We start from the raw sequence: 12944 nt of genomic DNA, 5'->3' as shown, positions 1-12944 counted from the left end.
ATTGGGGTTTAGACTAATGTGAGGAGTACAATAGGTAACACTAAACATAGTCTAAACTCCAAATATCCATATTTTCTAGATTCATATCATAGTCCCGTAATTCCCATCTATCTTTGCTCTCACTGTAGTAATTAAGGGTTTCTAAATTGGGAGTTTTGGCATTATAATCACCAAACCGTAACCCTAAATCTTCATTACTAATAGATACAACAACCGACGGTAATTGAGATGATTCTGATTGAAAAGGTAAGGGAAAACTACCACCAATATTGCCAATATCAGTCGGAAATTGAGAACCGATATCAATCATATCAAAAGGTAAAAAAGAATCTAAAGGTGGAAAGAAAGAAGGCATAGAAGGCGAAGGATTTGTAGGTTGAGGTTGTTGGGGATTTGTACCATTTTCCGCCGTACTGATGATAATTTCCCGCACTTGACTTTCTGTTAAATTCGGGTTAGCACTCAGCATCAAAGCTACTACACCAGCAACGTGGGGAGCGGCCATAGAAGTACCGCTATAACTAGCATATTTATTATCAGGAACTGTAGAATAAACATCCTTACCTGGAGCAGTCACATATTTAATTTCTTGAGAACCAGAACGATTAGAAAAATCAGTCAGTTGATTATTTTTATCCACCGCCCCCACAGCAATACCTGACTTATCAGCATAACGCGCAGGATAAGATGGTGTAGCATCGCCACTATTACCTGCGGCCATCACCACAATTACACCTTTACTGCTCGCATATTCAATAGCTGATTTGAGAGTATTATTACCAGAATTTCCTCCTAAACTGAGGTTAATAACATTAGCACCATTATCTACAGCGTAACGGATACCATTAGCGATATTTGCATAAGAACCTGAGCCATTTTCATCTAAAACTTTAACTGCCATAATTTGCGAATTATAGGCAATTCCAGTTACACCAATACCGTTATTTTCGGCGGCAATAGTTCCCGAAACATGAGTTCCGTGTCCATTATTATCTAAAACATTATTGTTGTTACTATTAAAATTCCAACCTAAAACATCATCAACATAACCATTACCATCATCGTCTATTCCATTACCAGCAATTTCTTTGCTATTAGTCCAAATATTATTTTTTAAATCTTCGTGATTATAGTCAACTCCTGTATCTAAAACCGCAACAATTACACCTTTTCCTGTATGTCCATTTTGCCAAGCTGTGGGAGCATTTACCAAGTCTGCACCCCAATTATTTCCACCCAATTTTGGAGCATCTGGATAGGGAGTTACACCAGCGGCTTTACTCACTGCTTTTCCTGCATTGACTAAACCATAACCATTTTGAGAGTTATAGCTGTTTGTAGTCACATGAGACTGAATATTTTCATCTTTTGGTAAGCTACTACGATTACTCCAATTTAAACTATTGTCAATGGGAGTTTGAAAAGTATCACCTGAGTAAATAGGTGTAATGTTGATTTCCTGACGGGAGGAAAAATAGTTAGTATTATTCAATGTCATCAGACTTTTATCCTTAAAATAATAATCTTTTTTTCGCAGTCTGAATCTTTCAAACTTTGTCAGATAAAAGTTTGAAACAACGTTAAAACTTACAGTTATTCCCCTTGGTTAAAAAATACTATGAATCCTCTCATATAAAAAGCTAATTTGATTACGAAGTTATTATTTTAAAATTAAACTTTGCTCACAAAACCTAAGTCATAATTTAATAACTTAATGCTAGAAAAATGTGAGGAATTAATAACAATAAATAGAATAATAATAAACAGGTAGAATGCACCGGAAGTAGCAAAAAAGACAGTTTTAGATAATTAATGAGAGTATTAAACTGATTCTTGCCAATTAGGTGGCGGTTCGATATAATCAGGAAGGCGAGTAGTGCGATCGCCCACTGCGTTAATTATCTGTTCAGATTTCAGGTTTTTAGCACCATTTAAAATCGCCCCAGTCAGTTTAACATCATCAAGTTGAGCGCCTAATAAATTAGCACCGATGAGATTAGCTTCAGAAAGATCAGCTTCATCAAGTATTGCTTGAGAAAGATTAGCGCCCATCAAATTAGCATGATTTAAATCGGCTTCTGTTAAACTAGCTGCACTAAGGTTAGCAAAATAAATATCTGTTTGCTGTAATTTTGCAGCATTCAAATTTGCACCTTGTAAATTTGCACCATTAAGATTTGCACCTTGTAAATTTGCAGCAATTAACCCTGCTAAACGTAAATTAGTTTTCCCTAATTTCGCACCTTGCAAATTAGCTAAAAATAACTTAGCACTTGATAAATTAGCAGCCTTGAGATTAGCTTGTTGCAAATTAGCTTTATACAAGTTGGCAGATTGCAAATTAACTGAACGCAAACTTGCACCAAATAAATTAGCGGAACTCAAGTTTACTCCATATAAATTGGCAAGATTCAGATTAGAACGACTCAAATTAGCTCCCCGTAAACTAGCCTTAAATAAGTTAGCTTGATAAAGAATCGAACCGATAATTTTAGCACCATCCAAAACTGCTGCACTTAAATCAGCATTTCGCAAATCTGCACCACACAAATCAGATCCTCGTAAGTCTACCCCTTGCAGTTTAGCTCCTGCTAAATCAACTCGTCTGATGTCAGTATTACGTAAATCTAATTTTTGATTTTCTCGATCATGTTGAAAATTGCGTCTCCCGATCACAGTCAAAGCTGCTTGAATATCAGTACGCAGTTTCCAAGATTCTGGTAGTAGAGAATAATTGGCTTGCTGTTGTCGGCGTATCCGATCACGATTGTTACCAAAATCAATAGTCATGAAATCTTCTGGTTTTTGTACTTTCCTCTCTAGTTGTATAGGTGCATTTTCGCGGACAAACGCAGTGAGAACTTGCATAATTGTCCAATGTTCTTGGGGAAAATCTTGGGCAATTCTTTCTAAGGCATAAATAGCTCCTGTGCGCGTTTCTACCTTATCATGTCCTAACTGGGAAATACTGCCAATAAAACGTTCTGCAATTAGTCTTTCTTGAAGAAGTTTGGTATTTTCAAGACTAATTGCTAGATTTTTCTCAGATGTAATTGCATTTTTTTCTATTGCTTGAGTTCTTTTGGCTGCATAATAAACATTAACTATGACAGCTACACCCAGAAAAACTATAGCAATAGTAGTTAATGCTTGATTTTTTTGAGATATTTGCTGTTGAAGTGATAACTTGTCAATATTAGTAGATGCGAAGACAATCAGTATCAATGACAGAAGCACAATAACGATGATAGTGATCAACCAATGCAAATTTGCATCTGTCTTTTTAGCAGACATACCAGAAAGATGCTTCACAATAATAAGTTATTACTGAGATGATAGAAGAAAACAGTATAGCATTTAGCCGCAAATTTCGATATGTAAAATTTTATTTCACACAAAAAAAGGTAAAGATTTTTTCCTTACCCTTTCTTGCTTACCGCTTAAAACAGAAGTTTTCGCGTATATATGGTCTATTAAATAGTAAACTTCGCTTCTCGTAGATTTGCTCCCTCTAGGATAGCATCACTCAAAATCGCATCTTTTAAACTCGCTAAATATAAATTAGCTCGATGTAAGTTAGCACCAGTTAGATTTGCACCAGTGAGAATAGCACCCTCTAGGTTAGCACCAACCAGATTTGCTTGTGATAAATTAACTTGATAAAGGTTAGTGTGTGCTAAGTTTATACCTTGTAAATTTAGTCCCCTTAAATCTGTGTAACTTAAATCAATCTGCTCATTTTCTGGGTCTTGTTTTACGTCTCTTTTACCAATTACAATCATAGCTGATTCAATCAGTATTCGTTTGTCTACCAAGGAATCACTAATTACTTCTTCTGGGGGTAGATTGGCTGCTTTATTTCTGACAAAATTAGTTAGCATATCCATAATTATCCAGTGAAATTGTGGATTTTCTTGCGCCAGAAGTTCTAATTCATTAATTGCAGATAAACTGGTTTCTATTGCATTATTCTCCAGTCGTTGTAGAAGTTTCATTAAATAATCTTGATGAGAGTTATCGCTTTAATTATTGTTTACCTGCTTCTGAATTGCCAGCATCCAATGGATGATTTTTCTTACTAACATACATTAATGAAAACAATCTTGATTTACTGGGATATTTACAGCACTTTCCTTTGTAATGAGGTACACAATTGGCGGGCAAGACTTGTACTGAGCGGTTAGTGAGCGCAGTCGAACTATGTCGAAGTATGCCCACACCACAAGAGTTTCATAATTATAATTTGTACCTCATAATCATGAAATCTGCTGTATATTGATATTGAATTCCTGATGAAATTTATTGCAGTTTCCAGATGCAGCAAAATTCCCAACCAAGCCTAAAAAACCTAAAAAACCTAGTGTTAATAGGTGGTGGTCATAGTCATGCCATTGTTTTAAAACTTTTTGGTAATCAACCTTTGGCTGGAGTAAATTTGACTTTAATTACTTCAGATCAATATACACCCTACTCTGGGATGTTACCCGGACATATTGCCGGATTTTACAATTATTCTCACTGTCATATTGACTTGCAAAATTTAAGCAACTTTGCTAATGCTCAGTTATATCTTGATCAAGTCGTGGGTTTAGATTTAGAAAATAATCAGGTTTTTTGTGCTAACGGATCTGTGGTAAATTTTGATATTGTATCTCTTGATATTGGCAGCACTCCCGCTAAATTGTCTGTATCAGGTGCGGCAGAATATACAATTGCTGCTAAACCAGTTAAACAATTTTTAGAACATTGGTATAAATTACAAAATATGGTTTCTGAAAATCCTCAAAAACCGCTAAGTATTGGTGTGGTTGGTGGTGGTGCTGGAGGTGTAGAATTAGCTTTATCAATGTTGGCAGGTTTACAGAAATTAGGAATAGAAAATTTAACAATACATTTATGGCAACGCACTGGGGAATTAATGCCAAATCATCACCCAACTGTAAGGCGAATTATGCAGGATGTTTTAATTAATAAAGGTGTAAAATTACATTTAGGTGAAAATGTCTGTGAAGTTGCACCTAGCATAGATAATCAATTAGAAATTACATCGGAATCTGGGTTAAAATTAAAATGTAATCAAGTATTTTGGGTAACACAAGCCTCAGCAGCAAATTGGGTCAAAGATTCAGGAATTGCTACCGATGAAAAAGGGTTTATTTTAGTAAATGATAATTTGCAATCTATTAGTCATCCTCAGATTTTTGCGGCTGGTGATATTGCCACAATGATTAATTATCACTTACCAAAAGCAGGTGTATTTGCGGTGCGTCAAGGTAAACCACTGTATGAAAATTTGCGAAGATTGATTTTCAATAAATCGCTAAAACCCTATAAACCACAAAAAGAGTATTTAAGTTTAATTGGTACTGGTGATGGACGCGCTTTAGCTACAAGAGGAAATTTCACCTTACCACCTCATCAATTATTGTGGCATGGTAAAGACTGTATTGATCGGCGGTTTATGGCACAATTTCGCCATGATTGAAAATTGAAAATAGTGCAAATCTTAGGGAATTTCAAATACAAAAAATATACAAATATTTCTTGTGGTGCGGGCATCTTGCCCGCTAATTATCAAGCTAATTATCAAGGGCAGGCAGGATGCCTACCCCACAAAATAAGATAATTTATTTCTGTCATTCCCTTAGATCCCCGACTTATTCAAGCAGTAGGGGATCTTTTGATCCAAAAAACCTGATACATTGCACTATCAGTCAGAAGATAGAGTAATAGAAATTAAAAAAAGATTATGAAACGCAGACAAATTATCAATACCGGGGCGATCGCCACTGCAACAGCCGTACTGACAACAGCCTGTGCTAGAAAAACTACATCCACCGCCACACAAAGTAGTTTACCCACAGTCAGATGGCGCATGGCCACTAGTTGGACAAAAACTTTAGGGACTTATATCGGTGCAGATACCATCGCCAAACGAGTGAAAGAAATGAGTGGTGGACGCTTCACCATTACCCCCTTTGTTGCAGGGGAAATAGTACCCGGTTTGCAGGTATTAGATGCAGTGCAAGCGGGAACTGTAGAATGTGGACACACAGCCAGTTATTATTACATAGGAAAAAATCCCGCCTTAGCTTTTGCTACCTCTGTTCCCTTTGGTTTCAACGCCCAACAACAAAACGCCTGGTTATATCAAGGAGGTGGACTAGAAGCCCTACAAAAAATTTATAGTGATTTTAATATCATCAACTTTCCTGCTGGTAACACAGGGGTACAAATGGGGGGATGGTTCAAAAAAGAAATCAAAACTGTTTCTGACTTAAATGGTTTAAAAATGCGAATCCCCGGTTTAGGGGGACAAGTGATGTCTCGTTTGGGGGTAAATGTGCAAGTTTTACCCGGAGGAGAAATATATTTAGCATTAGATAGAGGTGCTATTGATGCCGCAGAATGGGTTGGACCCTATGACGATGAAAAATTAGGTTTAAATAAAGCTGCCCAATTTTATTATTATCCTGGTTGGTGGGAACCGGGTCCAACATTAGATGTATTGGTTAATTTGAATGCTTGGAATAAATTACCCAAAGAATATCAGGAAATATTCAAAACAGCGGCGGTAGAAGCCAATGTGAATATGTTCACTAAATACGATGCTTTAAATGGGGAAGCAATGACCAGATTAGTAGCTGGGGGGACAAAATTAACTCCTTACAGTCAAGAAATTATGGAAGCAGCACAAAAAGCATCCTTTGATATTTATGAAGAAAATGCGAGTAAAGATGCAACCTTTAAAGAGATTTATGAAGGGTGGAAGAAATTTAGAGAACAGATTTACACTTGGAATAAGACCAATGAATTAAGTTATGCCAATTTTGTAACGGCTAATAGTAAGTAATTTAGTCTGGTGATTGGTGATTGGTGATTGGTGATTGGTGATTGGTGATTGGTAATTGGGGACTTGGAAAAATAACTCCTGTTCGCTGTTTGCTTATTTACTATCACCTGTCACCTGTCACCTAATATCTTACCCTGCCAAAGAAGGTAAAAAACTGACAATTCCCGGAAAGATAATAATTAACATTACCACCAACAATTGCAGTAAAATAAACGGAATTGCCCCTTTATAAATATCACCAGTTGTTACCTCTGGAGGTGCAACCCCACGCAGGTAAAACAACGCAAAACCAAAGGGAGGTGTGAGGAAAGAAGTTTGTAAATTTGCCCCCAAAATTACACCATACCAAACTAAATCAATTCCTAAATTTTGGGCAACAGGAACAAACAAAGGTACGATGATAAAAGCGATTTCAAAAAAGTCAATAAAAAAGCCCAAGAGGAAAACCACAGTCATACTCAAGGCTAAAAAACCGACTTGACCACCAGGGAGATTAGAAAGCACATCAAACATAAATTGATCGCCATTTAATCCCCGAAATACTAAACTAAAAGCGGTAGAACCCAACAGGATAAAAATTACCATGCTGGTGATTTTTAAAGTGTTATCGCAAACTTGACGCAGAGATGCTAAGGTTAATTGACGGTTAGCAGCAGCAAGGGCGATCGCACCTGCACATCCTACCGCACCGGCTTCTGTGGGTGTGGCAATGCCAAAAAAGATACTTCCTAAAACCAATAAAATCAAAATCAATGGCGGTAACATCACCTGAAAAACCCGCTTTCTTAAAGCTTTTCCGCCAATTTCCCGTACTTCCGCAGGTAAAGCCGGGGCAGCATCAGGTTTAAGAAATGCTACAATTAATACATGAAGGGCAAACGACCCCGCCATCATTAAACCGGGAATGACTGAACCGATAAATAAATCACCGACCGATATACCCAACTGATCACCTAAAACCACCAATACCACGCTAGGGGGGATAATTTGCCCCAAAGTCCCGGAAGCCGCAATTACACCGGTAGCTAGTTGTTTATTGTAACCGTAGCGCAGCATGATAGGGAGAGAAATTAAACCCATTGCTACCACTGTCGCCGCTACCACACCCGTAGTTGCTGCGAGTAATGCACCTACCAACACCACAGCTAAAGCTAGTCCACCCCGTAAGCGTCCCAATAAAATCCCCATCGTTTCTAAGAGTCTTTCAGCAATGCCAGATTTCTCCAACATTGACCCCATAAAAATGAAGTAGGGAATAGCTAACAGGGTATAATTAGCCATGATGCCAAAAATTCGCTGGGGCATGGCAGTGAGAAAGATTGGGTCAAAAACCTCCAAAGCAATACCGATAATGCCAAATAAAATTGCTACACCACCTAAAGCAAAGGCGACTGGATACCCGAAAGACAGTAAAACCAAAGCCCCCGCAAACATTAAAGGTCCTAACCATTCATAATCCAGTGTCATGGTTTTCCCCCTGTGGTTGTAATTTGCCTTGAATGATTGCCACGTTTTTAATAGCTTCCGAAATGCCTTGGAAAATTAGCAGCACGAAAGCAACAATAATCATGGTTTTAATCGGGTAGCGTGCTAAACCTCCCGGATCTGGTGATGTTTCCCAAGTTTGCCAAGAAGCAATAATGCTATCCCAGGAAAAAATAATTACCATGATGCTGAAAGGAATCAGGAAAAATACTGTACCAAACAAATCGGCGATCGCTTTCTTTTTCCCTGATAAATTACTGTAAAAAACATCCACCCGTACGTGTTCATTATGTTTGAGGGTGTAAGCTGCACCTAAAAGGAAAACTAAATCAAAAATATACCATTGTGCTTCGATATAGGCGTTGGATGTAAGATTGCTACCAGTAAAACGCCCAATGTATCTACCTGCAACATTCCACACACCGAGTATCACCATCACCAGGACTAACCAACTCGTCCAACGGCCGATGCGTTCATTACAGGTATCAATAAACTTTGATAGTTTTAATAACTTGTCCAACGGTTTTATTCTCCTCCTGAGTAACTGTAAATGTAGTTTACATTGTTCAGTGATTCAGATCCCCTGCTTATTGAAAAAGTCGGGGATTTATATGCTGACCTTTTATTTATTGCACAAATACGGTATGGTAATTTAAAAGACTTTGAGCATCAGAATAATTAATTATGAATTTGTCAATAAAGAACCTTGTTGTTGCATCTTCCTTGTTGATAACTACCGTAGCAATAACAGATAATGCGATCGCCCAAACTCCGGGAACTCCTGGTAAATTTGATTTTTATGTTTTAACATTATCTTGGTCTCCTGATCATTGTGCCAGAAACGGTAAACGTGATGTACAACAATGCGGAACAGGGAAAAAATACGGTTTTGTTTTACATGGACTTTGGCCACAATATCAAAAAGGTTATCCTGCTAACTGTTCTACAGAAAAATTACCCCCATTAGTTAAACAAAAGTTTAGAGGTTTATTTCCCAATGATCGACTTTTTGATCATCAATGGCAAAAACATGGAACTTGTACAGGTCAAAAACCTATGGAATATCTAACATTAAGTAGAAATTTAAAATATTATCTAAATATTCCTTCAGCTTATAAAAATCCAGAAAAACCATTCCGTACCACAATCAAAGATTTTACAACCTCCTTTGCCAGTGCTAATAAACAATTTACATTTAATGGTATAGCTCCTTTTTGTTCTGATTCTGGTAGATTCTTAAAAGAAGTATTCTTTTGTTATTCCAAAGATGGAAAACCTGGGATTTGTAGTGAAGAGATTTTAAGACGTTCTCAAAAAAGTTGTGGACAGGATAACTTTTTAGTACGGAATGTGAGATAGAATTAAAAAGATAGAATTATCAAAAAAACAGGTATGGTTTAAATTATGAACTGGGAAAAATACATTCATTCATATCCACAAATTTTATTAGGCAAGCCAACTATTAAATATCATGCAGTCTTTACCAAATAATTGGCAAGATATTCAACCCGATGTCGTCTATGTTGTGTCTCTTGTATCTGGTGATTTGCAAGTCTCATTTAGTGCAGAACAAATAAAATTAGGTATAAAATATGATCAACAAGGAAAGCATTTAAAATCAATTACCAAAGGAATGGTACACCCACGGGGTAGTGTTGGACTCGTTCCTTCTCAAGAAGAAGGATATGATGTAAAATCTAAAGTGTTAGGTAAAGGCGGTGATAGACGATTTCACGCGAAATATATTGATGGTATATTGCATTTTCCTGGTTTTGTAACAGAACATTAATCTATCTGAAAATTATGACTACACTCCAATTAAAAAATCACCCAGTTTGGCAAGATTTAACTGAAATATTAGAAAATTTAGATCCTAATACTCTTGCTAAAGAAATATTGGAAGAATGCTTTTATACAATTAATGGTTATTGGGATGAAGAGGATAAATATTATGAATCAATCACTTTACCTAGTAACACAACAACAGAATTAATAAGCAGTTTTGTAGGATTTAGCAACAACAAAAGATTTCTGAAATTAGCATTTTCCTTATTAGCTTATTTTTCTCCCATTCAAGAAGAAAATCAACCGAGAGCAAAAATAGGTGAGCTAGTTATTATCTATAATGAAAACATGGAATTTATTGATGAAAATTGGATTTTAGAAATAGATTCTCCCCTGCTTCAGAAGAGATAAATTACTGGTTGATATTATAAAAATCACTTCCTTCTTCTCTTCGTGTCCTTCGTGTCTACCCTTTGGGAACAGCTTCGCTGAACGTGGTTCATTAAAAAAAAGCAAAATCATCTTTAAGATGACAAAATATAACACTTATGTCCTAAGATTTAAATTGCACCTGTATATACCTGTAAAATTTGCCCCATGAGTCAAATTATTTGGATCGCCAGACACGCCAACCGCCTTGATTTTGTTAACCCTGACTGGTTTCTCACAGCCGAAAAACGCTATGATCCACCCTTATCAGAGGACGGGTTTATTCAGGCACAACAACTAGCAAAAAGACTCAAAGGCGAAAAAATCAAACATATTTTTGCCTCACCCTTTTTGCGAACAGTCCAAACAGCCAACGCAGTCGCCGAAGCATTAGAATTAGAGATTAGACTAGAAACAGGCTTAAGTGAGTGGTTAAATCCCGCATGGATGACAGAAGAACCAGAAAAACTCTCAACCCCAGAATTAAAAGCATTATTTCCTAGAATAGACACAGGCTACACACCCCAGATAGCAGCAAAATATCCCGAAACCCATGAACAAGTGAGACATCGTTCTGCACAAACCGCTAGATGTTTAGCAGCAGAATTTTGGCCAGATGATATTCTGTTAGTAGCACATGGGGCTTCTGTGTTAGGTGCGGCAATGGGATTTGTCGGAGACATAGCCAAAGCAGAAGTGAAAGCTACTTTATGTTCTTTAGTAAAAGTGGTGCGTCAAGAATCACAATGGTTGCTAGAACTAAAAGGAGATACTTCCCATTTAACTACAGTAGAGGAAGTAGTAAGATTTGTATAAGTCAGGAGTCAGGAGTCAGGAGTCAGAATATTTGATTTTGAGCAATTATTTGGAAGTAAACCTGAAAAATATCAATACTGTTTACTGATAGGTAAATAATTAAAGTACAAGTCACACACAAACCAACAAACTAACTGATAAATTTTATGACATTACTATTAGCAGGAGATATCGGTGGCACGAAAACAATTTTACGCCTGGCAGAGTCTTCAAACTCATTAGGTTTAAAAACCTTATATGAGGAAAGTTACCGCAGTGGAGATTTTCCTGATTTAGTACCAATTGTCCAAAAATTTTTAGCCGCAGCAAATCTATCAACAGGCAATACATCTACACCAGAAAAAGCTTGTTTTGCGATCGCCGGACTAGTAGTACAAAACACCGCTAAACTCACTAACTTAGCTTGGTTTTTAGACACGGAAAGATTAGCAAAACAATTAAATATCCCGGCAATTTCCCTAATTAATGACTTTGCAGCCGTCGGTTATGGTATTTTTGGTTTAACCACACAAGATTTAGTCACCTTACAAGTTGGTAAATATCAACCTGATGCACCGATGGCGGTTATTGGTGCAGGAACAGGTTTAGGACAAGGTTTTTTAATCAAACAAGGAAACCAATATCAAGTTTTTCCCTCCGAAGGTGGCCACGCAGATTTTGCCCCCCGCAATGAATTAGAATTTCAACTGTTAAAATATTTATTGTCTAAACATGATATTCAACGTGCATCTGTAGAAAGAGTAGTTTCCGGTTTAGGGATCACTTCCATTTACCAATTTTTAAGAGATAGACAAATAGACACAGAAAACCCAGAAATAGCCCAAATAGTCAGAAGCTGGGAACAAGAAGCCGGAAAAGCAGAAAAAACCGTTGATCCTGGTGCTGCTATTGGTAGTGCAGCTTTAGAAAAACGCGATCGCCTATCAGAACAAACCATACAAATGTTCGTCGAAGCTTACGGTGCAGAAGCCGGCAACTTAGCCTTAAAACTCTTACCCTACGGAGGATTATATATTGCTGGAGGCATTGCCCCGAAAATTCTGCCCTTGATGCAAAATGGGAGTTTTATGTTAAATTTCACCCAAAAAGGCAGAATGCGTTCCCTCCTCGAAGAAATACCGGTGCATATAATTCTTAATCAACAAGTAGGATTAATAGGTGCGGCTTTATCTGCAAGGGTTTTAAGAAATTAATTATTTAGCTTTTTAGTAATTCCCTCATGATTCCCTAAATTAAGATAATTCTATCTTTAATTGTTGGGTTTTAGTCAATGAGGGAATATTTTTTATTGATAAGTTTTTCTGGTAGGGCGATGTGTAATTTTAGTATCTAGCTTATATATCTTATATTCTTACCCTTTCCAAAATCCTATAAGGAATTGTGCAAGGAATTGTGCAACAAATTGTATAAGGATTGATTTTTAGCTCCTTATACAATTTGTGCAAGGAATTGTACAAGAAATCCTTACACAATCTAGGTTTTAGCTTTCTCCGGGGGCATTTTTTGAAACCTTAATGATCTAAAAAATCTTCTCCATCAAGTTACGTCCCATAACCCATTTTGGGTAGTACGTCTG

The 12944-nt window shown here is 37.0% G+C and carries 12 protein-coding genes; 7 read left to right on the top strand and 5 right to left on the bottom strand.

Annotation, left to right across the window (positions count from 1 at the left end):
• Positions 1–40: 40 nt before the first annotated feature.
• The 3 genes from IQ237_RS18940 to IQ237_RS18930 all read right to left on the bottom strand — a co-directional run bounded on the left by IQ237_RS18940 (position 41) and on the right by IQ237_RS18930 (position 3995).
• Positions 41–1498 (bottom strand): S8 family peptidase, encoded by a 1458-nt coding sequence (locus IQ237_RS18940; RefSeq protein ID WP_194057948.1) that lies wholly within the window; start codon positions 1496–1498, stop codon positions 41–43.
• 323 nt (positions 1499–1821) lie between these two features.
• Complete coding sequence (locus tag IQ237_RS18935) at positions 1822–3294, bottom strand: pentapeptide repeat-containing protein (protein WP_194058037.1); 1473 nt, start codon at positions 3292–3294, stop codon at positions 1822–1824.
• A 179-nt stretch (positions 3295–3473) separates the two neighbouring features.
• Positions 3474–3995, bottom strand: a complete 522-nt coding sequence (locus IQ237_RS18930; protein ID WP_228020483.1) for a pentapeptide repeat-containing protein — start codon at positions 3993–3995, stop codon at positions 3474–3476.
• A gap of 320 nt (positions 3996–4315) precedes the next feature.
• Between IQ237_RS18930 and IQ237_RS18925 the strand changes: the two genes are divergently transcribed.
• Together IQ237_RS18925 and IQ237_RS18920 are read left to right on the top strand one after the other, a co-directional pair.
• Positions 4316–5485, top strand: coding sequence for an FAD-dependent oxidoreductase (locus tag IQ237_RS18925; RefSeq protein ID WP_194057946.1), 1170 nt, complete (start codon positions 4316–4318; stop codon positions 5483–5485).
• A 264-nt stretch (positions 5486–5749) separates the two neighbouring features.
• Positions 5750–6853, top strand: a complete 1104-nt coding sequence (locus tag IQ237_RS18920; RefSeq protein WP_194057944.1) for a TRAP transporter substrate-binding protein — start codon at positions 5750–5752, stop codon at positions 6851–6853.
• Between the two features lie 129 nt (positions 6854–6982).
• On the opposite strand, the gene IQ237_RS18915 is transcribed toward IQ237_RS18920, so the two are convergent.
• Both IQ237_RS18915 and IQ237_RS18910 read right to left on the bottom strand, forming a co-directional pair.
• On the bottom strand, positions 6983–8320 hold the full coding sequence (locus IQ237_RS18915; RefSeq protein WP_194057943.1) for a TRAP transporter large permease subunit: 1338 nt from the start codon (positions 8318–8320) through the stop codon (positions 6983–6985).
• Entirely contained in the window at positions 8304–8858 is a 555-nt protein-coding gene (locus IQ237_RS18910; protein ID WP_194057941.1) for a TRAP transporter small permease subunit, read from the bottom strand. The genes IQ237_RS18915 and IQ237_RS18910 overlap by 17 nt, the downstream gene beginning before the upstream one ends.
• 164 nt (positions 8859–9022) lie before the next feature.
• Between IQ237_RS18910 and IQ237_RS18905 the strand changes: the two genes are divergently transcribed.
• From IQ237_RS18905 to IQ237_RS18885, 5 genes are all read left to right on the top strand, one after another.
• Entirely contained in the window at positions 9023–9697 is a 675-nt protein-coding gene (locus IQ237_RS18905; RefSeq protein ID WP_194057939.1) for a ribonuclease, read from the top strand.
• A gap of 112 nt (positions 9698–9809) precedes the next feature.
• The gene (locus tag IQ237_RS18900) at positions 9810–10127 is read left to right on the top strand and encodes a hypothetical protein (RefSeq protein WP_194057937.1); all 318 of its coding nucleotides are present in this window, start codon (positions 9810–9812) and stop codon (positions 10125–10127) included.
• 14 nt (positions 10128–10141) lie between these two features.
• Positions 10142–10534 carry a hypothetical protein gene (locus IQ237_RS18895; protein ID WP_194057935.1) on the top strand — a complete coding sequence of 131 codons (393 nt, stop codon included), beginning with the start codon at positions 10142–10144 and terminating at the stop codon, positions 10532–10534.
• Positions 10535–10720: 186 nt separating this feature from the next.
• Positions 10721–11368 carry a histidine phosphatase family protein gene (locus IQ237_RS18890; RefSeq protein WP_194057933.1) on the top strand — a complete coding sequence of 216 codons (648 nt, stop codon included), beginning with the start codon at positions 10721–10723 and terminating at the stop codon, positions 11366–11368.
• A 146-nt stretch (positions 11369–11514) separates the two neighbouring features.
• Positions 11515–12561 (top strand): glucokinase, encoded by a 1047-nt coding sequence (locus IQ237_RS18885; RefSeq protein WP_194057931.1) that lies wholly within the window; start codon positions 11515–11517, stop codon positions 12559–12561.
• Positions 12562–12944 lie beyond the last annotated feature (383 nt).

This window comes from Sphaerospermopsis sp. LEGE 08334, assembly GCF_015207205.1.
GTDB lineage: Bacteria > Cyanobacteriota > Cyanobacteriia > Cyanobacteriales > Nostocaceae > Sphaerospermopsis.
This window is presented reverse-complemented; position numbering and strand designations above follow the sequence as displayed.

Excerpts from the sequence above, each read along its gene's own strand:
- IQ237_RS18940 (WP_194057948.1), bottom strand. The coding sequence starts at position 1,498 with ATGACATTGAATAATACTAACTATTTTTCCTCCCGTCAGGAAATCAAC.
- IQ237_RS18935 (WP_194058037.1), bottom strand. The coding sequence starts at position 3,294 with ATGTCTGCTAAAAAGACAGATGCAAATTTGCATTGGTTGATCACTATC.
- IQ237_RS18930 (WP_228020483.1), bottom strand. The coding sequence starts at position 3,995 with ATGAAACTTCTACAACGACTGGAGAATAATGCAATAGAAACCAGTTTA.
- IQ237_RS18925 (WP_194057946.1), top strand. The coding sequence starts at position 4,316 with ATGCAGCAAAATTCCCAACCAAGCCTAAAAAACCTAAAAAACCTAGTG.
- IQ237_RS18920 (WP_194057944.1), top strand. The coding sequence starts at position 5,750 with ATGAAACGCAGACAAATTATCAATACCGGGGCGATCGCCACTGCAACA.
- IQ237_RS18915 (WP_194057943.1), bottom strand. The coding sequence starts at position 8,320 with ATGACACTGGATTATGAATGGTTAGGACCTTTAATGTTTGCGGGGGCT.
- IQ237_RS18905 (WP_194057939.1), top strand. The coding sequence starts at position 9,023 with ATGAATTTGTCAATAAAGAACCTTGTTGTTGCATCTTCCTTGTTGATA.
- IQ237_RS18900 (WP_194057937.1), top strand. The coding sequence starts at position 9,810 with ATGCAGTCTTTACCAAATAATTGGCAAGATATTCAACCCGATGTCGTC.
- IQ237_RS18895 (WP_194057935.1), top strand. The coding sequence starts at position 10,142 with ATGACTACACTCCAATTAAAAAATCACCCAGTTTGGCAAGATTTAACT.
- IQ237_RS18890 (WP_194057933.1), top strand. The coding sequence starts at position 10,721 with ATGAGTCAAATTATTTGGATCGCCAGACACGCCAACCGCCTTGATTTT.
- IQ237_RS18885 (WP_194057931.1), top strand. The coding sequence starts at position 11,515 with ATGACATTACTATTAGCAGGAGATATCGGTGGCACGAAAACAATTTTA.